Source organism: Paenibacillus sp. LC231, assembly GCF_001860525.1.
Lineage (GTDB): Bacteria > Bacillota > Bacilli > Paenibacillales > Paenibacillaceae > Paenibacillus_AQ.
Genome location: NZ_JFOM01000010.1, coordinates 53,751 through 73,192, shown reverse-complemented (window position 1 = coordinate 73,192; position 19,442 = coordinate 53,751). Strand labels below are relative to the sequence as shown.

The 19,442-nt window shown below is 52.6% G+C and carries 19 protein-coding genes; 9 read left to right on the top strand and 10 right to left on the bottom strand.

The annotated features are described in order from the left end of the window. The first annotated feature begins 1 nt into the window (after nt 1). Genes AK95_RS06495 through AK95_RS06475 form a run of 5 tightly spaced genes read left to right on the top strand, consistent with a single transcriptional unit; the run spans nt 2 to nt 3,434 of the window. A complete protein-coding gene (locus AK95_RS06495) occupies nt 2–382 on the top strand; it encodes a NusG domain II-containing protein (protein WP_071219166.1) in 381 nt (126 codons plus the stop codon). After that, nucleotides 366–911 (top strand): Gx transporter family protein, encoded by a 546-nt coding sequence (locus AK95_RS06490; RefSeq protein WP_071219165.1) that lies wholly within the window; start codon nt 366–368, stop codon nt 909–911. The genes AK95_RS06495 and AK95_RS06490 overlap by 17 nt, the downstream gene beginning before the upstream one ends. A gap of 16 nt (nt 912–927) precedes the next feature. Then, nucleotides 928–1,800 carry an energy-coupling factor transporter ATPase gene (locus AK95_RS06485; RefSeq protein ID WP_071219163.1) on the top strand — a complete coding sequence of 291 codons (873 nt, stop codon included), beginning with the start codon at nt 928–930 and terminating at the stop codon, nt 1,798–1,800. Further along, nucleotides 1,749–2,606 carry an ATP-binding cassette domain-containing protein gene (locus tag AK95_RS06480; protein WP_071219162.1) on the top strand — a complete coding sequence of 286 codons (858 nt, stop codon included), beginning with the start codon at nt 1,749–1,751 and terminating at the stop codon, nt 2,604–2,606. Before AK95_RS06485 ends, AK95_RS06480 begins: the two co-directional genes overlap by 52 nt. A 36-nt stretch (nt 2,607–2,642) precedes the next feature. Next, the gene (locus AK95_RS06475) at nt 2,643–3,434 is read left to right on the top strand and encodes an energy-coupling factor transporter transmembrane component T family protein (protein WP_071219161.1); all 792 of its coding nucleotides are present in this window, start codon (nt 2,643–2,645) and stop codon (nt 3,432–3,434) included. Nucleotides 3,435–3,550: 116 nt separating this feature from the next. Here the strand turns inward: AK95_RS06475 and AK95_RS06470 are convergent, their stop codons facing one another. From AK95_RS06470 to AK95_RS06435, 8 genes are all read right to left on the bottom strand, one after another. Then, on the bottom strand, nt 3,551–4,486 hold the full coding sequence (locus tag AK95_RS06470; protein ID WP_071219160.1) for an MORN repeat-containing protein: 936 nt from the start codon (nt 4,484–4,486) through the stop codon (nt 3,551–3,553). 240 nt (nt 4,487–4,726) lie between these two features. Then, entirely contained in the window at nt 4,727–5,908 is a 1,182-nt protein-coding gene (locus tag AK95_RS06465) for a PCYCGC motif-containing (lipo)protein (protein ID WP_071219159.1), read from the bottom strand. Between the two features lie 91 nt (nt 5,909–5,999). Further along, on the bottom strand, nt 6,000–7,004 hold the full coding sequence (locus AK95_RS06460) for a polyprenyl synthetase family protein (RefSeq protein WP_071219157.1): 1,005 nt from the start codon (nt 7,002–7,004) through the stop codon (nt 6,000–6,002). Nucleotides 7,005–7,037: 33 nt separating this feature from the next. Beyond that, entirely contained in the window at nt 7,038–7,475 is a 438-nt protein-coding gene (locus tag AK95_RS06455; protein ID WP_071219156.1) for a hypothetical protein, read from the bottom strand. 125 nt (nt 7,476–7,600) lie between these two features. Next, nucleotides 7,601–9,475, bottom strand: a complete 1,875-nt coding sequence (locus tag AK95_RS06450; RefSeq protein ID WP_071219155.1) for an FAD-dependent oxidoreductase — start codon at nt 9,473–9,475, stop codon at nt 7,601–7,603. A gap of 49 nt (nt 9,476–9,524) precedes the next feature. Further along, the gene (locus AK95_RS06445; protein ID WP_071219153.1) at nt 9,525–10,433 is read right to left on the bottom strand and encodes an FMN-binding protein; all 909 of its coding nucleotides are present in this window, start codon (nt 10,431–10,433) and stop codon (nt 9,525–9,527) included. 159 nt (nt 10,434–10,592) lie between these two features. Beyond that, on the bottom strand, nt 10,593–11,525 hold the full coding sequence (locus tag AK95_RS06440; RefSeq protein WP_071219152.1) for a dihydroorotate dehydrogenase: 933 nt from the start codon (nt 11,523–11,525) through the stop codon (nt 10,593–10,595). Then, entirely contained in the window at nt 11,506–12,207 is a 702-nt protein-coding gene (locus AK95_RS06435) for a dihydroorotate dehydrogenase electron transfer subunit (protein WP_071219150.1), read from the bottom strand. Before AK95_RS06435 ends, AK95_RS06440 begins: the two co-directional genes overlap by 20 nt. Before the next feature lie 161 nt (nt 12,208–12,368). On the opposite strand from AK95_RS06435, the gene AK95_RS06430 reads away from it, so the two are divergent. The 4 genes from AK95_RS06430 (at nt 12,369) to AK95_RS06415 (ending at nt 16,708) form a co-directional block, all read left to right on the top strand. After that, complete coding sequence (locus AK95_RS06430) at nt 12,369–12,905, top strand: NAD(P)H-dependent oxidoreductase (protein WP_071219149.1); 537 nt, start codon at nt 12,369–12,371, stop codon at nt 12,903–12,905. 510 nt (nt 12,906–13,415) lie between these two features. Further along, on the top strand, nt 13,416–13,745 hold the full coding sequence (locus AK95_RS06425; RefSeq protein ID WP_009595865.1) for a PadR family transcriptional regulator: 330 nt from the start codon (nt 13,416–13,418) through the stop codon (nt 13,743–13,745). A 1-nt stretch (nt 13,746) separates the two neighbouring features. Then, the gene (locus AK95_RS06420) at nt 13,747–15,069 is read left to right on the top strand and encodes an FtsW/RodA/SpoVE family cell cycle protein (RefSeq protein ID WP_071219148.1); all 1,323 of its coding nucleotides are present in this window, start codon (nt 13,747–13,749) and stop codon (nt 15,067–15,069) included. A 319-nt stretch (nt 15,070–15,388) separates the two neighbouring features. After that, nucleotides 15,389–16,708 carry an FtsW/RodA/SpoVE family cell cycle protein gene (locus AK95_RS06415; RefSeq protein WP_071219147.1) on the top strand — a complete coding sequence of 440 codons (1,320 nt, stop codon included), beginning with the start codon at nt 15,389–15,391 and terminating at the stop codon, nt 16,706–16,708. A gap of 128 nt (nt 16,709–16,836) precedes the next feature. On the opposite strand, the gene AK95_RS06410 is transcribed toward AK95_RS06415, so the two are convergent. Together AK95_RS06410 and AK95_RS06405 are read right to left on the bottom strand one after the other, a co-directional pair. After that, entirely contained in the window at nt 16,837–17,841 is a 1,005-nt protein-coding gene (locus tag AK95_RS06410) for an ABC transporter ATP-binding protein (RefSeq protein WP_071219146.1), read from the bottom strand. After that, nucleotides 17,838–18,851, bottom strand: a complete 1,014-nt coding sequence (locus AK95_RS06405) for an ABC transporter ATP-binding protein (protein WP_071219145.1) — start codon at nt 18,849–18,851, stop codon at nt 17,838–17,840. Before AK95_RS06405 ends, AK95_RS06410 begins: the two co-directional genes overlap by 4 nt. Between the last annotated feature and the right edge of the window lie 591 nt (nt 18,852–19,442).

The following is a 19,442-nucleotide window of genomic DNA, read 5'->3' as shown; positions in this document are numbered from 1 at the left end:
GATGAAACGCGGAGATATTGGAATAGCGCTCGTGCTGATTGCGGTTGTCGCCTGGTTTGGAATATCCAAGTTTATGGGAGAAGACGGAGCGGCGAAGGGAACCTATGCCATGATCGAGGTGAATGGAAAGCATTATGATACGGTGGCGCTTACGGAAGAGCCTCGAGATATAGAAATCCGGACAGAGCGGGGATATAACCTCTTGCGGGTCTCCCGCGAGGGTATCGAGATGGTGGAGTCGGATTGTCCGGATCAGCTCTGCGTGGGGTTCGGCCACGTTCACGACATTCATGACACCATCGTATGTTTGCCCAATCGCGTGTTCGTTGAAGTAACCGGAGATCAAGATGAAGGAAGTGAGCTCGATGCCGTTGTCTCCTGATCCCTATGCTCTCCGCAAGCTGGTCGTGATTGCCATCTGCGCCTCCTTATCGGTGGTGCTTGGCATTGTGGAGGCCCTGATTCCATTTGCGGTCACGATACCCGGTGCCAAGCTGGGACTTGGCAATATTTTGGTGCTGACCTGTTTAGTTTGCCTGGGGGGCAGGGATGCCCTGTGGCTTATTGTTTTAAAGACACTGCTGACAGCCTTTATACTTGGAAGCTTCTCGACCTTCCTGTTCAGTATGTTCGGGGCGCTGGCAAGTTATCTGGTGATGTATGTCATGCTTAGGCTCGGGGGCCATAATTTCAGCTTAACGGGCGTGAGTATCGCAGGCGGCATCGCTCATAATGTTGGTCAATTAACGGCAGCCTCGCTGGTATTGGGAACAACCAAAATTTATTATTACCTGCCATTTCTGCTCGGGGCAGGTGTCGTGACAGGGATCTTTGTGGGATGGGCTGCAAAACATCTGATCGAATCCCTGCGACGTATCGATCCGTTTGGCATGTTTCATACGGAAACCTAAGGAGGAGGCGTTAGGCATGGGCACAATAGATAAGTCAGAGCATGCAGTAAAGCTCAAGCATGTATATTACGGCCAGGGCTGCACGAACGTGCTCAAGGACGTTTCGCTGACGATTCCCCATGGGCAGTGGGTATGCATTGCCGGCAAGAACGGGGCAGGCAAGTCTACGCTGATTCGGCTGTTAAACGGTTTGCTCCTCATGAGCCGGGGGCGCATCCTTATCGATGGCATAGAACAGAACGGCTGTACGCTGGGGGAGATTCGCCGGCATATAGGCATGGTGTTTGCCAATCCCGATGATCAGTTTGTCGGCCTGACCGTAGAGGATGACATTGCGTTCGGTTTGGAGAATCTGTGCTTGAGCCGGGAAGAGATGCTGCGGCGGATTCGGGTGTACGCGGAGCGGCTGGACATTGTTCATCTGTTAGACCGGCATCCGGCAACCCTGTCCGGCGGACAGAAGCAGCGTGCTGCTATTGCTGCAGTGCTGGCCATGGAGCCTTCTATCATTGTCTTGGACGAGGCAGCTTCCATGCTGGATGAGATGGCAAAGCAGGAGCTGCTGGACTTCATGCGAACCATGCATGCCGAAGGCCGATACACCATTATCTCCATCACCCATGACGTAGAGGAGATGGCCGAAGCAGACCGAATGATCGTGCTGGATGGCGGAATGGTGACGGCGGACGGAAGTCCAAGGGAGCTGCTGCTGCAGGAAGAGCTGCTCCAGCGTTGCAGGCTAAAGGCGCCTTTTGCCCTCCAGCTGTGCAGGGAGCTCAAAGCGCGGGGGATCGATATCGGCGAGCTGGTTAGGGAGAAGGAGGTGCTGGAGGCGTTATGGTCATATCATTCGAAGAGGTTTCTTACCGCTACCGGGACCGGGGGATGAGCCCGATTCTTGGGCTCGACGGCCTTCATCTGGAGCTGGAGGAAGGCAGAATGATTGCCGTTCTCGGTGCGCCGGGTTCGGGAAAATCAACGCTTCTCCAGCATATGAACGGATTGATACGGGCTGATGAGGGCTTGATTCGCATATTGGATTTCCGCCTTGAACCGGGTGACAGCAAGAAAGTACCTGTCGGTCTGCGGCAGCGCGTCGGCCTTGTTTTTCAATACCCGGAACAGCAGCTGTTTGAAGAAACGGTGGAGAAGGATTTGCTATTCGGGCCGCTTAATTTCGGGCGGAGCCCAGCCGAAGCTGCCAAGGCGGTCCGCAGAGCGGCATCCTTCGTCGGATTGGACGAGGAGCTGCTGGCACAGAGTCCCTTCAAGTTAAGCTCGGGTCAGATGCGAAAAGCGGCCGTAGCTGCCGTACTGGCGGCTGACCCCGACATTTTGGCTTTGGATGAGCCTACGGCCTCCCTTGATCCTGCCAGCCGCGTGGATTTGCTGGAGCGGCTGCATGGATTAACGAGGACCCAGGGCAAGACGGTTCTCATCGTCTCCCACCGGTTAGAGGAAGTCGCGGCCTATGCGGACGAGTTCGTTGTAATTAAAGATGGCCGAGTCGTATTTCAAGGGACGGCCAAGGAACTGGTACACCGGCAGGAGGTGCTGGAGCAGGCGGGATTGATGGCTCCGTCGTCTGTGCGGATGGCGGGCAAGCTGGCATCGCAGCTTGGAGTACAGCCTCCGGAGATGCCACCGGATGCGGCTGCGCTGGCGGACTGGTACGCAGGGCAGCTTGAAATGTAGGGCAGAGCGAAGCAGAGGCGAAAGGAGGAAGCATGGATGAAACGAAAAATCATCCTGGGCCGATATATGGAAGGCGATTCATGGGTTCACCGCCTGGATCCGCGTGCCAAAACGGCTGCCATGCCGCTCTTTATGGTGGCCGTGTTCCTGGTAGACGGATATATGGGGGTGCTCGCGCTGCTGCTGTTCACTGCGGCGGTGATCCGGGCTACGGGTATCCCGTACCGCTATTTTATCAGAGCCATGAAGCCGCTGGTGTTCCTGCTGTTGTTTATCCTGGTATTTCACATTGTATATGATGCGGGGGGCGGGAAGCTGCTGGATATGGGCGCGTTCAAGGTGTATGCAGGCGGATTGGAAAAAGGTATCGTGTCCGCCTCCCGGATGGCGCTCTTCATCATGTTGGCGGCGGTGCTGACCTTCACGACCCAGCCGGAGCAGCTGGCCCAGGGTCTGGGCAGCCTCTTGCGGCCCCTGACCTATATCGGCGTGCCGACCGACCGGCTGGTGCTGATGCTCGGCATTGCCCTCCGGTTCATTCCGACCATCTTCGAGGAAGCGGAGCGGCTGTGGAAGGCACAGCAGTCCAGGGGACTTGACCTGTCGTCGCGGCCGCTGAAGGAGAAGGCACGGCTGATCATTGCCCTGCTGGTGCCAGTAACGACAGGTGCGTTCCGGCGCGCCATCGGGCTTGCCGATTCCATGGAAGCCAGAGGCTACCGGCTGGGTGCTCGGCGAAGCAGGTTCAGGGCCTTTGTATGGAAGCGGGCGGACACGCTGTTTGTCGCCTTGTTCCTGCTGCCCGTGGCCGCGGCCGCGCTGCTGTAGTAGTGGCTTGAGGAAATGAAAACCGCAGTCCTTCAGGACTGTGGTGTAACAACCTTTGCACGTTACAAAAAGCAGCCGATCATGGTGATCAGCTGCGTCTCTTCCTAATTAAGCTGTTACTCGAATTTTATAGGGAAGGCTTCACAAACACTCGTGGATGAATTGCTGCAGCTTATCGGCTCTGGGTCGTTTCCAATGGCTTTTAATAGCTTTGAGAACTCACCTAGATAAGGCTGAAGGACATGCTTCTTGTTATTGATTTTCCCTTGAACGATCCCGGCAAACCGTCCGTTCTCCGGTACTTCTTTTGCAGAAACGAGTCTCCCGTTCTTGTAATTCTCTACTCTATAGGATTCTTCATCCTCGAAACGTTGGTTCACCCCGGTATAGAGCTCCATCACCCCATAGTCACCCGTTCGATATACGCCTTCGCTGATAGAACTCCCGAAATCCTCCATCTCGCTTGCATATTCGAACCCTTTGTAGTCAGGCGTGGACTTATCCCGTTTGTAATAATTCAGCAGTTGAATATGACCGCGAGCCAATTTGGATTGCATCAGTTCATTTGCCTGCTCCCGATCCGATACGGAAAACTCCAAGAGAGTATTCCCATTCCGATATTCAAACCAAAGGGAGTCTATGGATTGCATCACGGTATAACCTGACAGCAAGTCATGATCTTTGAAAATGCCCTTCGAGATTACATAAAATTCAAGATCAGGGTTGCTTTCGCTCCGAATTCCCGTTCCGTTAGGACGATCGTTTCGCCATTCACCCTCGTAGACGACTTTCATATCCTCGGGAAGCTTGTCCGATATGTATTTGCCTGTACCGGATCTTTGTCCATTGTACCAATCGCCGCTGTATACTTTTGAAGGTCCCCATCGCATCGTACCTTTTCCGTGAGGTTTGTTGTTCTTCACTTCACCATAGTAGGTGGCCCCGTTAGGGAGGGACAAACCGACTTTTTGGCTGGAGGCTTCCGTCTCTTCATGGGTAAACATAAGAAACAGCAATGCCAGTGTAAAAAAGTTTAGGTATTTTCTGATCACGTTGTAATACGTCTCCTCTAATCTGCCAATTTTTAATTTCTGGCGTATACCATCGATGGATGATTTACCCAGTCAAATCATAGATGAGATTCATGCCTGTCGTAAAGTTATAATATGGAAATTATTAATGAATTGGATATTTGCCCCATCTTTTTTTGCGAGTTTTACAATACAGCTCGTAGAGAGTGGAGCTACATAAGAAAACACCGTTCCAAATAGGAATAGTGTTATCTGTCATACCTAATCATTCATTGGCATCGGCGTATCCGTCGGCTCGATCCCCTCGTAGGCCCGGTCCACGGACTGCCGGATTTCCTTCAGGCTCAGCCCTTGCTGCCTGCCGTCCAGGTACATGTTCGTGACGTCCAGGCAGGTTTGGCAGAATTTCGCGTGCGTGGTTGGCGTGAGTCTGCCGTCTTTCTTTTGAGCATAGTAGCAATTGAGGTTGCTGCTATGGCCAGCATCGCCGCATCCGCAGAAGCAGGGCATGAAGGCCAAGTGGCTGGCATGGAGGATGGCCGCATTGTATTCCTTCACGCTGGAGATATGCGGAAGAGGCGTATCGGGATGCAGCAGGTAGTCGGTTTTTCCGTCGGAACGGCCAGCAAGAGCTTCCGCATAGAGGATGTCGCTGCGATACGCGCCGCTTACTACTTGAACGCCGTTCACGCCTTCAAAGGTTTGCAGCGTAAGCGCGATGGCTTCTTCCGCCCGTTCTCCCTCCTTAGAGCCGGTAAAGGAACGAAACGATGGGGACAGCTCTACCACGGTCACCCCGTGCTCGGTTCGGATTTCCACGAAGGTTACGCCATCAGGGATGGCGCTTTCAAGTTCAGGTGGTAACAGATCTCCCCACTGGGTCAGCATCGTCATGGCACTGACCTTGGGATAGCGGACGGAGGTATCTGTCTGCACGTACTGGGATACGGGCGTGAATAAACCGGAAAACGGGTCATAGGCATGGAGGGTTACGCTGGGCATCGTGCTGGGGATGGCGGAAAGAATCGTCCCCTTGGGCGGACGTGCACCGTTCGCAGCGATATCCTCCAGTTCGCGCAGGATCCTGTCGCTTGATATGTCCTCGGTCAGTCTCCCGAGTTCTTCATCCTGAGCGTTCAGGAACAGGATGGTCGGGTGCTCCGTGATACCGTACCGGTTAACGGTCTCCGTATCCTCCGATATGCTGAAATACTGGTAACGGTAGTCCGGCAAGGTTTCTTCCATCTGCTCCACCACACCCAGCGCTTTGGAACAGCCGCCGCAGCCCTTGAGCGCAAAGATGGCGATGGAGCTCACTTGCGTATCACCGGTATCCTCCTCTGCGAGAGGGGATGTCTTGAACAGCATGAAGCCTCCCGCAGCAAGCAGGATCAGGAAGGCCGCCAGCGCAATTCGCCACCGCCAGATTACTGTGCGATTCATGTCTATAAAACATCCTTTCATAATCGAAAAGGGATGCATCCATGATGGACGTATCCCTCTTCGTTTGGAGTATATGGCTTCATGTCTGTCTTTAGGGCAGGAAATAATGGAGCAATGCCTGCAAATCACGCTGAGCGGGGTGATCCGCGAAGTCGCCGATCATCCGCTGAGCTTGTTTCGCATACGATCGGGCAAGCTCCTCAGTTTGCTTAATGGCGCCGCTTGCGGCGATACGCTGAATGACCTCGTCCATGTCAGCCTCCGCAGAGTGGGGGCCAAGCTGCCTGATTCCAGATGCAAGGGCTGGATCGTTGAGGGCGTATAGCACCGGCAGCGTAATGTTGCCGTTTCGCAGGTCTGCGCCAGCCGGCTTGCCGATGGCCTCCTTGGGCTTCGTGAAATCGAGCAGGTCATCCCGGATTTGAAATGCCATGCCGAGCGACTCCCCGAATTGAAAGAGCCGTTCAGCGGTTCCGGCATCCGCATGGGCTGCTTCCGCGCCCGCTTTCAGGCAGTGGGCCATCAGCAGGGCGGTTTTGCAGCGTGTTTTCTCCAAATACTGCTCCATCGTCAGTCCGAAGTCGAAGCGGTGATGCAGCTGATCGTACTCTCCCATGCATAGCTCGGTGACCAGGGCTGCAAGCTCGGCTAATCGGTAGGCCTCGTCTTCGGAGACGTCTTCGCTGCTCCCGTCCGGGTCGTCGCCCGGATGATTGGCGGCCCATTCGATGGCACGGGCAATCATGTAGTTGCCGATGTGCACCGCCGTCTGGACATCGGTCGTCTCGTGCAGGGTCGGCCTGCCGCGCCGCATATCGGATTGATCGATAATGTCATCGTGCACCAGCGAGGCCATGTGTAAGTATTCAAGCAGTACGGCGGTTTTCATGACGGCTCGCTCATGGCCGCTTTTTCCGAAACGGCTGCCGAGCACGACCATAAGCGGGCGCAGCCGCTTGCCGCCAGCGTTAATGAGATCCATGACGCTGCTCAGCACAACGGAGGGAGGAGTGAGGTCACGGTCTGAGGTGACCACCTCCCGGAGCAGGCGGTCGAAGGAAGCGAGATCCACTCCAATTTGGTTATGAATGTTCAATCTGTATCAGCGCTCCTTTCCCCAGATAGCTCCTTACGCGCTCCGCTGCTCCAGATAGCTGCGGATTTCACGCTTCAGCTCTTTAAGCAGGAGTTCGGGTGAGACGTTCTTCATTAGTTTCAGCTGCATGCGCTTATGGAGGGGGAGAAGCCGGGACAGCAGCTTCCATTCCTTCCGTTTGACGGCAATCCGGTACATGAGCCCGGTCAAATAATCGCCGTCCAGCAGCAAACGCGTCAATCTCTCGTTGTCCTGTGTCTGCAGCTTGCCGTGTTTGCTGAGTGCGGAATGAATCAGGATGCAGCAAGCCAGCACCGTCATTTTACGGGAATAGGCCAGTTCATAAGCGCTGAGCATATCGGCAATGTCCCTCACCGGTCTGTTATCCATCTCCATCCAATCGATATCCGTTCCGGAATCGATATGCGACCGAAGCAGGTCGATCGTATCCTGTAATAGCTTCATATCCATCGTTATTGACTCCTTCCGGAAGGCTCGTGTTGATTAAGAGTGTGAATGCCGGCAGAACGGTTAGGGCTTGAGCTTGCTACGGCAAAGCGCCATACGATCAGCCCGTTCTATTGAATAGAGAAAAATTAGTCCGTATACACGTACCATCGCCTTACGATCGGTATTCGTTTCCATACCTTCTTCAGGCAAGGATACACATAGTAGTCAAGTCCGAACGTGCTGCCCGATCCGCCGATTAAGGCGATCCCGGCTGCCAGATACCACAGCATTTCGTTAGGTGCCATCCCCGATACCCATACCATCGCGCCCATGGCGACGCTGGCTACGGCTGCAGGTGCCGTGAACAATCCGACGATCAGCAGGATGCCGACGATCAGCTCAGCCAATACCATCGAGGTCTGAAATACATAGGCAAGCGAAGTATAGCCGCCGTCGCCGGTATAGAACATCAGGTCCATCGACCAATCGACAATGGATTTCATAAAATCCGGAACCGGGAGGGCGGATACCGCTTCGGCAGTATAAGCAGAGGCGGCAGACACTGCGTCTGCGGCTCCAGCCCCGGCAGCATCGGCACCTGCAGCGGATGCTGCGCTTACGCCGTCGGCTGCTTTGGCAGGAATGAGGAACACTTTATCCGGATCATCGATAATCTTGTGGATTTTATCCCATCCCTGTGAGAGCCACATCCATCCAGCAAAAATCCGCAGCGGAACGAGCCAGAAATTCGGCGAGCGCTTGGCAAAATGCCCGCCCACGAAGCTGCGGTTGTTCCGGACATGGAAGAACTCATGCAGTATATAATGGTATACCTTGTTGAAGCCGCAAACCTGGAACAGATAGAGCATGTTGATCAGATGTTTGACCAGCATGGCCGGGAAGCCGCTGAGCCTGAACATATGGCCCGGAACCCCCACGTTAGCTACTCCGTAGCGGCTGCCGATACAGACCATCGTGCCGTGGAACGTCGGTTTGTAGGATTTCATCGGTTTGTTTAATAATTCAGCCACGATGTTATGCGCAATGACCGGGGCTGCGAGTTCCGCATTTTCTACCATTTGGGGCACGGGTGCAGCCGCGCCCTCAGGAATGTAGAAAATATTGTCCCCGACGACATAAACGTTCGGATGAGCAGGCACTTGAAGCTTGTCGTTGGTCAAAATACGCTTACGGCCTTTTTGCTCGACATCCATATTGCCGACCACATCGGAGCCTTCCACCCCGGCGGTCCAAATAACGGTGCGGGATTTGATATCGTTGCCGCCGACGGTAACGCCGTCCGGCTTAACCTCCGTAATCTTGGAGCCCGTGATGATGTTGACGTTCATTTTGCGCAGCCGCTTCTCGGCTTTGCGTATTAACGGCTCGGGCAGGATCGGCAGGATCTTGTCGACCATGTCGGCAACGTGCAGCGTAACCTCGCTTGGATCCACGTAGAATTCCTTACATAATTGTTGCGTGAACTCGGCCAACTCGCCGATCATTTCAACCCCGGTGAATCCGCCGCCGACCACGACGAAGGTCAGCATTTCTTTGCGGACCTGCGGGTCGCGCTCCAGCACGGCTTTTCGGAACATATTCAGGGTGTGTTCTTTCAGACGGACCGCATCGTCATACGACCATAAGGTAAAGGCGTGTTGATCTGCGCCCGGTATGCCGAAGAAGGTTGGTTTGCTGCCTGTTCCGATGACCAGATAATCGTAGGAATAGGTTTGTTTCTCTCCACGGAGTGTTTGGCCGTCAAAGTCGATGCCGTCGATTTCATCCAGCACTACGTCTACATTGCGGAACCCGGAGAACACTTTTTTTAGGTCGATTTTGATGGAATCCTCCTCAACCCGGTTCGCGGCTACTTCATGCAGCTCGGTTAGCAGTGTATGATACGGCTTGCGGTCGATGAGTGTTATCCGCAAATCCTTCTGTTTGCGCAGTCGTTTAGCCAGCTTCTTGGCGGTAAGTATACCGCCATATCCGCCGCCCAGCACGATAATCTGTTTCATGCGAATCTCCCCTCAAGGAATAGTTGTCTTCTATCTATCACTCTTGTGCTTATTTGGCGCCTTCGAGTGCTTTCGTTGCCAGCTCTACAAATCCGTTGACATGGATCGACACACCGGAGATGGCATCGGTTTTGCCGTCTTCCGCCGTTACGATGGCTTGCGGATCTTGTTTTTCAATCAAATACTGCTCGGCTTGATAAGCCTGTTCATGCCATTCGGATTGAGCTCCGCCGTTCTTCATGCCGTATTCACCGGATTTGGAACGGGTAACTTTATCGGTACCGCCGTCTTTATGGATGCCGTTCCAGCTGACAGCGGCGATCTTGCCGTTAATAACGGTAACGTCGACGGTTTCCTTCCAGCCGGACTTAGCGTCAAAATCAGCCCCTTCTGCGTGATAGCTGCCGTCTTTGTACGGTCCTGCTTCAACAGGTCCCGCCGCCAGCGCTTTTGCTGCCAGTTCGGTAAATCCGTTGACATGGATCGATACCCCGGATACGGCATCCGTGCGGCCTTCGTCGTTTAAGGTCAAGCCTTCAACCGACTGCTGAGCCACGAGGTATTCCTCGATTTTGGCTGCCTGCTCATGCCATTCCGCTTGAGCGCCGCCTTTTTCCTTCATGCCGTAGAAGCCTTTTTCGGAAAATGTCTTTTTGTCCAAGCCGCCGTCCTTATGAAGTCCGTTCCAGTTGGCGCTGACGATCTTGCCGCCTTCGACCTTAATGGCAACAAGTTCCTTCCAGCCGGAGTCTTCGGCAAACTCGCCTTCAGCGTAATATAAGCCGTCCTGCAGGTTTCCTTCTTGTGCAGGCTGTTCCGCATTAGTTGTGGTATCCGTGTTTTGGCTTTCTGCCGGTTTGTCCGTAGTGACAGGCTCTTTGTCTCCGTTGCCTCCGCAGCCTACGAGCAGCGCAAACATCAACATGACAGAGAGGGATAGAGAGAGTGTCCTTTTCATTCTGGTTTCCTCCTATAATTTTGTGAATTACTTCACAAATATTGTTCTTGAGTTCATTTTATTCTTAAAAGGAATAGTTATCGGTGAAAAAAATCACAAACAGTGTCGGTGCTTCATGTTCGAGTTGATTCCCGTCGATTGCACATGAAGCACCATGGGTCAGATAATGCCTCGAATGTCATCCAGCGAATGGATGCCTTCGCTTTCCATCAATTCCATCAGTTCTTCGGCCAGGGTATCGCCTGCGCGCAGGTTGATGAAGTTGTAGGTTCCGATCTGTACGGCTGCCGCACCTGCCATGATGAATTCGAGGATGTCCTCGGCGCTGCTGATTCCGCCGATTCCAACAACCGGGATGGATACCGACCGTGCCACCTGATGGACTATGCGGAGCGCTATCGGTTTAATTGCCGGCCCGGACAACCCGGCGTAGGCTCTGTCAAAAACGCTTCGCCGTTCCCGAATATCAATCGCCATCGCTTGGATCGTATTGATGAGCGAAAGACCATCAGCGCCTTCGGCTTCACACATGCGTGCCATTTCCTTCAAATCCCTTGCACCGGGAGAGAGCTTGACGAGCAGCGGCAGCGTGGTCGCTTTCCGGACTGCGCGAACCACCTCTTGAGCCTGCTCATTCTCAACGCCGAAGGCCAGCCCGCCTTCCTTGATGTTGGGGCAGGAGATGTTGAGCTCAATCATGTCGACGGCTCGTTTGCCGGATGACCGTAACTTGAGGCTGGCTTCGGTGAGCAGCTCGGCGCCCTCCGTGTATTCCCGTATGGTGCCGCCGCCAAGATTGACGATGACTGCCGTCCCGTGCGAGGTCATCTCGGATAATTCATGCTCCAGAAAAGCGTGGATGCCCGGATTCTCAAGGCCAATGCTGTTCATGATGCCGGATGGCGTTTCATAAAGCCGTGTTCCTGAATTCCCGAATCGTGGAGTCAGGGTCAATCCCTTGGAGATTATGCCTCCAAGCTTGCGAAGCGGATACAGATCCGCATACGGTTTGCCGAATCCGAACGTACCCGATGCCGCCAAAATCGGGTTCGCCAGCGGTACGCCCGCCAGTTCACAATCGATGGAGATCATTCCAGTTCACCTCCTTCGCTGGAAATACGGGGCCATCGGTGCATACCTTGCGGCTTGAGCCAGCGGAGGTTAACGTGCAGCTGTTGCAAGCACCGATGCCGCAGCCCATTCGCTTCTCGATGGAGACGTAGAGTTTGGCATTGGTACCTTCCGCTTTTTGGGCCAGACTGTACATCATGGCAACCGGTCCGCATGCGAATATCGTGTCATAGCGGCTCGGGTCCACGGCATCTACAATGGTGCCGCCGGATTTGACGGTGACATTGCGGCTGATTTCGTGAAATCCGTTGACCGCGAAGGGCACCCCGGTATATCCCAGATAGACGCTGGATTCAGGAATTTTCTTCGCTGCCAGCAGCAGCGGGGCTGCTCCAATGCCGCCTCCTACCAGTGCCGTCCGGCCTTGGGGTTCGGGGAATCCTTGCCCGAAGGGCCCCTCCAGCTGAATCTTGTCACCCGCTTGAAGCGCTGACAGCAGCCATGTGCCAGTTCCGTGCACGCGATATAAGAAGGAAACGGAGTCCTCCGTCAGATTATGGATGCTGATCGGTCGTGATAGCACGGGATAGGCATCCCAGCAGCGAAGCATGAAGAACTGTCCCATTCGTGCCGAATAGCTGCCTTGAACGGTAAGTCGATAGATGCGATGGGCCAGTCTGACATTTTGAATAACAAGGGCCACGTCCTCATTCTCCTCCCTTGGCGTACTTTTTCCGCCCGCTATGTTCCTTGCTACAGTATCACAGACCGATAACGCTACCTGTGACTTTTCTCATATTCGGGCGTTATCCGGGCTTGATACCTTTTGTATACATATACGAGACAAAAAAGGTGGGACCATACATGAGAACACTGGTAATCGTTGCACATCCGGGTCTGTATGAGGGATCAAGGATCAATCGCGAACTAATCGAAACGGTGAGACATCATCATGAGGTGACGGTGCATGACCTATATCAGCGGTATCCGGATGGACACATCGATATCGAGGCCGAACATCAATTGCTGCTCCAGCATGACCGCCTCGTGTTTCAATTCCCTTTTTGGTGGTACAGTTCTCCGCCCCTTCTGAAGCATTGGTTCGACGAGGTGCTGACCTTTGGATGGGCGTATGGTCCCGGCGGGGGCAAGCTCCATGGAAAAGAGTGGGGCATAGCCGTTACGACCGGCGGAGCCGCGGAAGCCTATGGCAGCGAAGGATACAACCGCTACACGGTAGAAGAGCTAACCCGGCCCTATGAAGTGACGGCGAGCCTGGTGGGCGCGTTGTACTTGCCGGTATTTACCGTTCATAATGCCATGCAGCTGACGGATGAAGAGCTGCGGCGTCATGCGAAGGATTTTGCATTGCATGTTACGGGAGCGGTGAGATCCAGGTAAAGGTTGCTATTAAAGCGCAAGCTTCCTATCAGTGTTGGTTCGATTTATGGTTGAGGGTGGGCAAAACGACAGAATGTAAGCTCCAAACTCCAAAAAGGTGAATGTGGAGGCGGTAGCCCGTTGAAAAGTGAAAAACTGAATTGCTGATAAGTTAGCCTGGCGCCGAAGCTGCCGGGCTTTTTGGTGGTACTGGCAAATTTCTGTACATTCTGGCATATCCCGAGCGATCAGGGGAGGCTGTCACTTTTGGTTGCAATAAAAGTCTTCTGGAGCTGCGCGATTCTGTTTATAGGCTCGGTTGCTGTTCTTGTAGAAAGGTAGATGCAATGGTCACGATTTGTTGATTAGAAGGTAGGTGCGAGACGAGCGTCACGATTTGTGATTAGAAGGCAGATGCGACGAATCGCCCGATAATTGGAAATTATTCATTGCATTGTGGAGATGCGTATTTTATACTCGTATACATAGATTTACGATACATAGATTATCTAGGTATTGGAGTGATAGGGAATGGGCATTAACAAAGAGCTGCTGAAAGGCAGCACTGTCATTTTATTGCTTACCGTATTGAACAAGCGGGAAATGTACGGGTACGAGCTGATCAAGGAGATCGAGCAAAGTTCGGACGGGGTGTTCCTGATGAAGGAAGGCACGTTATACCCGATTCTGCACACGCTGGAGGCGGAAGGTTGGCTGGATTCCTCCTGGAGCCAGCATGATGGGCGCAAACGGAAATATTACCGGATTACCGAGCGAGGCAGGGAGCAACTCCATGAGAAGACCAAGGAATGGGTCAAATTCCGCACGGCGGTGGATACGGTCATCGGGGAGGGAAGCTAGCGTGCGACCGTTTGAACAATACAAGGTTGTCCAAGAATTCCTGGACCGGGTGTGCAAGCAGGTACGCGCAAGAGCCATGCATCCGGAAATCCGCGAAGAGCTGCTGGGCCATATTGAGGAGCGGACGGAGCTTCTAATGCTGGAGGGCAATGCGGAGGAGCCTGCGGTGCAGGAAGCGGTGAAGCAGATGGGGGATCCGGGGGATATCGGCAAAAGCCTGCATTTGGCACACCGGCCCCAGTTAGATTGGAAGCTGCTTGTCTTGCTGGCCCTGCTCTCGCTGATTGGGTTGTTCGGGGCATTGAGTGTGGATTATTCAGGTGCGGAATTCGTGTCTGACTTTTTTGAAAGGAAAGCTTGGTTCTTCGGAATCGGCTTGGTCCTTCTTATCGGTTTTTATTTCCTGGACTACAGAAAGCTTAAGAAATACTCCGGGGTTTTGTTTTTTATCACGCTATGCCTGATGGCACTTACGTTGATTCGGGGTGTTAACGTCAATGGACTAACGATTTTCTTGGATTTCGGTCCAATAGCAGTCCCCATGCTCGGTGTAGCATCTGTTTTTCTTCTCCTTATAGCCTTGGCAGGCATGAAGCCTGCTAGTCAGTGGGGGCCATGGGAGGCTGGATTTCACATCTTGTATCGAGGTGTGCTGCCGATCGTACTATACAGCTTGAGTGGGTCCATGGTGTATTTGTTCATCTACTTGCTAGGATTCCTGGTACTGACCTGGACGACAAAAAGGAACATTAAACAATTTGCGGTGCTAACGCTGTTGCCGTTCATTGGGTTAGCCTATATCTTGTTTACAAAAAGAGCATACCTCATGTGGAGACTGGAGGGCCTTGCAGACCGTGAGGGAGACGGCGGTTATTTCATGCGGGTCATCGCGGATGCCGTTTCTTCTGCCGGCTGGTTCGGGCAAGGCTTTGCTGCGCCGAATCCGGGGATCCCGTACATGTATAGCGACTCCATATACCCCTATCTGATTTATTGCTTCGGCTGGTTGTTTGGCATTGTGGTCGGAATGGTCGTGCTCTTGTTCCTCGCCAGAATGTGGAGCATATCCAATGTACTTCATGATTCCTACGGGAAAAATATCGTGACCGGTGTCTTCGTGGTCATGGGGCTGCGCCTGCTTATGCCGATCCTGATGGGACTGGGAGTGGTACCCATTGTGAGCCTGGATTTCCCTTTTATCTCGTATGGCGGCGTCAACAACATGCTGGATTTTTCCATCGTCGGCCTGCTCCTCTCCATTTACAGACGCAAAAACATGATCCCAAGCGAGGTGGGAGAAACGGCTCCAATGAAGGTAGCTTAGTTGAATGGTCTATATCTAGGCAGCCTATATTTTAATGGGACAGACTTATCGGTACAACACCTGCTGTTTTTAACACACATAGATGACCAGATAACTCTCTTCCGATTAGCTCGGGAGGAATGGATTCAATACATCACGGATGTTCATCCGAGGTATGATTGAGCACCGCATCCATCTTGAGGAGAGTTATCTTTTTTTATCATATTAGACTGTAAAAATTTTCACGTTTTAACTAATACCCCCTGTCTATATTCGAGGCTATGCCATCAAACTTATGGAGTTCAGACGATAATTTACATTCTGGTCAAGGAGGAATAACATGCGGCAAATGGAGGAAAACATGGTTGTCCGGCAATTTTTGGACCATGTGTGCAAGCAAGTGCGCACGAGGCAAATGCATCCCGAGATTCGAGAGGAATTGCTGGGTCATATTGAGGATCGGGCCGAACTGTTGATGCTGGAGGGGCACCCGGAAGAGTTCGCTGTACAGGAAGCGGTGAAACAAATGGGGGATCCGGGGGATATCGGCAAAAGCCTGCATTTAGCTCATCGGCCACAGTTGGATTGGAAGCTGCTGGTTATGCTGGCCCTGTTCTTAATCATTGGACTGGTTGGCATGTTGAGTGTTTATTACGCGGATGAAAGGTATTCCGTTAGCCTAGTCGAGAGGAAGTTGTTTTACTTCGGAATCGGAGTTTTATTGCTGATAGTTTTTTATTTTCTGGATTATCGGAAGCTGAAAAAATACTCGGCCCCTGTGTTTTTCCTTATTGTTATTCTAATGGTCATTTCATTGGTATATGGAGAACTGCACGATATGAGCACTGACTATCTCAGCATAGGTCCCATTGGAGTCAATATCATCACGTTCTCCTTGATACCGCTTCTGCTCGCTTTGGCAGGGATGAAGCCTGTTAGTCAGTGGGGACGGTGGGAGACGGTATTGAACATTCTCTATCGAGGAGTATTCCCTGTAGTTTTGTATAGCATGAGCAGCTCTATTATCTACACGTACATCTATGTAATCGGGTTCCTAATTTTGACATGGAGAACAAGTATAAGCATGAAACAATTCGTTATGATCGCCGCGCTGCCATTTGCAGGATTAGTTATTTTCCTCTGCACCCGGACAGATCATTTACTGTTACGGTGGAGGGAATTTATGAACCCTTCAGCCAAAGAAATGTGGTATATGGGGAATAACGCAGATGCTATCCAAGCAGCGGGTTGGTTTGGACAAGGTTTTGGTCAAGCCACACCGAAGATTCCATATGTCCTATATGATAACGTATTTCCATACCTCATCTATTGCTTCGGCTGGTTGTTCGGGGGTGTGGTTGGCGTACTGATTCTGCTGTTCCTCGCTAGACTATGGAATATTTCTACGGTTCACAAGGATTCTTATGCGAAGCATATCGCTGTATTACTCATCGTTGTCTTTGGATTTCGACTGCTATGGCCGCTCCTCATGGGGCTCGGTATTCTTCCAAGGGTTACATTGGATCCACCCTTCTTTTCTTACAGCGGGATGAACCAAATCCTGGACATGGCGGCCGTCGGCCTGCTCCTCTCCATTTACAGACGTAAAAACATGATCCCAAGCGAGGTGGGAGAAGCTGCCACGATGAAAGTGGTTTAGTGGAGGTTGGAGATCATCCTTCGATTTCCGTTAGCAGGCTAAACTTTTGCAAAAGAAAAAGCGAGATCTTGGCTCTCGCTTTTTTCTCTTTTATAGAGAGGTGCCGTTATCCGTTCGGGGCGTATAAGCTACACCTTTTCCAGCGCACCGGCTGCGATCTCTTGGATATAATGGCAGGCCGCCTGATGGCCTCCGCGCTCATCGACTTCTCGAAGCAATGGCGCCTCGGATCGGCAGCGATCCGTGGCATACATGCAGCGGGTATGAAAACGGCAGCCGGAAGGCGGGTTGATCGGGGACGGAACATCCCCCTTGAGAATAATGCGTTCCTTCTTGTGCTCGGGATCCAGCGTCGGGATGGCTGACAGCAGGGCGCGGGTGTAAGGATGCTGCGCGCGCCGGAAGAGGGAGTGCTTATCTGCGATTTCCACGATTTTCCCCAGATACATCACAATAATCCGGTCCGAAATATGCCGGACAACCCCGAGATCATGAGAGATAAACAGATAGGTCAGCTTGAATTCGGTTTGCAGCGACTTCATCAGATTGAGCACCTGTGCCTGGATGGACACGTCCAGCGCAGAGACCGCTTCATCGCTGATGATCAGCCTGGGATTCACGGACAAGGCGCGGGCGATCCCAATTCGCTGCCGTTGTCCGCCGCTGAATTCATGCGGGTACCGATTGGCTTGATAGGCGGCCAGGCCGACCGTTTCCAGAAGCTCGATGGCCCGTCCCCGCCGGTCCTTCTTTGGAACAACATTCTGAATGTCCATCGCTTCTTCCAGGACTTGCAGCGCTGTTTTTCTAGGATTCAGTGAAGCATAGGGGTCCTGAAAAATCATTTGCAGGTCTTTGCGCCTTCGGTTCATCTGGGCTTTATTCAGGGAGAGCAGATCGGTTCCTTCGAACAGCACCTCGCCGGAGGTCGGTTCGTCCAGTCTCAGGATAGCCCGGCCCGTGGTTGATTTGCCGCAGCCGGATTCGCCCACGATACTGACAGTTTCCCCCTCACGTACGGAGAACGAAATATCATCAACGGCTTTTACGACGTTGACGGTACGGCCCAGGATGCCGCCCTTGATCGGAAAGTACTGCTTAAGATTTTTTACCGTTAACAGCTCTTTGCTCATGGCAGAACGTTCACCTCGCTTTCCGGCTCCCATTGATCGGTATATTTCCAACACCTGACCTGCTGGTTATCCTCCAGCGCCTGAAGCTCCGGCAGTTTGTCATAGCACAGCTTGGCTGCATGGGGACAGCGGGGGGCAAAGCGGCAGCCTTCCTGTGGGTCATAGGGACTTGGAACCGAGCCTTTAATCGGCTCCAGCGTTTCCTTATCGATATCATGCCGTGGCAGTGAGTTCATCAGGCCAATGGTGTAGGGGTGCTTCGGATGTTTGAAGAGGGTTCGTACATCGGTATATTCCACGACTTTTCCGCAGTACATGACGGCTACTTCATCGCAGGTTTCGGCGACGATGCCCAGATCATGCGTGATAAAAATAATCGACATCTGCAGCTTCTGCTGCAGCTCCTTCATCAGCTCCAGAATTTGAGCCTGAATGGTCACGTCCAGCGCCGTGGTCGGCTCGTCTGCAATAAGCAGATCTGGATTGCATGCCAACGCCATGGCAATCATGACACGTTGGCGCATACCGCCGGATAACTGGAAGGGGTACTGTCGGACTCTTTTTTCCGGAGAGGGAATGCCGACCAGTTTCAACATCTCAACGGCTTTGTCCATCGCTTGTTTCTTGCTCAGATTCTCATGGATCTGGTAGGCCTCCGCGATCTGATCGCCCACGGTGAAGACCGGGTTGAGCGATGTCATCGGCTCCTGGAAGATCATCGAGATCTGGTTGCCTCTTATTTTGCGCATCTGCCGCTCGGATTGTTCGAGCAGATTCACACCGTTATATAGGATTTGGCCACCGACGATTTGTCCCGGATGAAAGATCAGCCGCAGGATGGACAGGGACAATATGCTTTTTCCTGAACCGGATTCGCCCACGATCCCGAGCGTCCTCCCCTTGCGTACGGTTAGGCTGATATCATCCACAGCTTTTACTTCGCCTAGCTCGGTGAAAAAAGAGGTTCGCAGGTTCTTGATCGTAAGCAAGCTTGATGCGTGCTGTTCCATCTTGTCTAAGCTCCCTTCGCTTTCAATTGGCTTTGGAAATCGTTTGTCCGTGTGGACTCGCAAATAGATCGGTTTTCGGTAAATAGCGGATTATGTGTCCAAATTGGCTCAAAAACAGCTCGTTTTTTAGAGCAAATAGCGGATCCTATGTCTGCCGGCCCGAAACAGCTCGTTTTCAGCAAATAGCCGATCATGTGTCCGCATGGTACTCACCAACAGCTCGATTGTTCTGGATTCGCGATATTTGATGCTATTAGAGGACCGTGGTTCCGCTATTCCTTTGTTTTCTGCCTTTTAGTGGAGGTATGAGGACATGAGATCCGCTATTGCAAGATATTGCGGGCTAAATCCGCGATTTTGGGTGCATTAACGGATCCTCTGTCCGGATGGCCTCCCAAATGGATCGGTTTTCGGTAAATAGCGGATCGTGTGTCCGAATGGGCTCCTAAACAGTTCGATTACAGTAATTAGTAGGTTAAATGTCCGCATAGCCTCGAAAATAGGTTGGTTATCAGCAAATAGCAGATCGTGTGTCCGAATAGGCTCCCCCAACGGCTCAATTACAGTAACTAGTGGGTTTAAAATCCGCAA

Excerpts from the sequence above, each read along its gene's own strand:
- AK95_RS06495 (WP_071219166.1), top strand. The coding sequence starts at position 2 with ATGAAACGCGGAGATATTGGAATAGCGCTCGTGCTGATTGCGGTTGTC.
- AK95_RS06490 (WP_071219165.1), top strand. The coding sequence starts at position 366 with ATGCCGTTGTCTCCTGATCCCTATGCTCTCCGCAAGCTGGTCGTGATT.
- AK95_RS06485 (WP_071219163.1), top strand. The coding sequence starts at position 928 with ATGGGCACAATAGATAAGTCAGAGCATGCAGTAAAGCTCAAGCATGTA.
- AK95_RS06480 (WP_071219162.1), top strand. The coding sequence starts at position 1,749 with ATGGTCATATCATTCGAAGAGGTTTCTTACCGCTACCGGGACCGGGGG.
- AK95_RS06475 (WP_071219161.1), top strand. The coding sequence starts at position 2,643 with ATGAAACGAAAAATCATCCTGGGCCGATATATGGAAGGCGATTCATGG.
- AK95_RS06465 (WP_071219159.1), bottom strand. The coding sequence starts at position 5,908 with ATGAATCGCACAGTAATCTGGCGGTGGCGAATTGCGCTGGCGGCCTTC.
- AK95_RS06455 (WP_071219156.1), bottom strand. The coding sequence starts at position 7,475 with ATGGATATGAAGCTATTACAGGATACGATCGACCTGCTTCGGTCGCAT.
- AK95_RS06450 (WP_071219155.1), bottom strand. The coding sequence starts at position 9,475 with ATGAAACAGATTATCGTGCTGGGCGGCGGATATGGCGGTATACTTACC.
- AK95_RS06445 (WP_071219153.1), bottom strand. The coding sequence starts at position 10,433 with ATGAAAAGGACACTCTCTCTATCCCTCTCTGTCATGTTGATGTTTGCG.
- AK95_RS06440 (WP_071219152.1), bottom strand. The coding sequence starts at position 11,525 with ATGATCTCCATCGATTGTGAACTGGCGGGCGTACCGCTGGCGAACCCG.
- AK95_RS06430 (WP_071219149.1), top strand. The coding sequence starts at position 12,369 with ATGAGAACACTGGTAATCGTTGCACATCCGGGTCTGTATGAGGGATCA.
- AK95_RS06425 (WP_009595865.1), top strand. The coding sequence starts at position 13,416 with ATGGGCATTAACAAAGAGCTGCTGAAAGGCAGCACTGTCATTTTATTG.
- AK95_RS06415 (WP_071219147.1), top strand. The coding sequence starts at position 15,389 with ATGCGGCAAATGGAGGAAAACATGGTTGTCCGGCAATTTTTGGACCAT.
- AK95_RS06410 (WP_071219146.1), bottom strand. The coding sequence starts at position 17,841 with ATGAGCAAAGAGCTGTTAACGGTAAAAAATCTTAAGCAGTACTTTCCG.
- AK95_RS06405 (WP_071219145.1), bottom strand. The coding sequence starts at position 18,851 with ATGGAACAGCACGCATCAAGCTTGCTTACGATCAAGAACCTGCGAACC.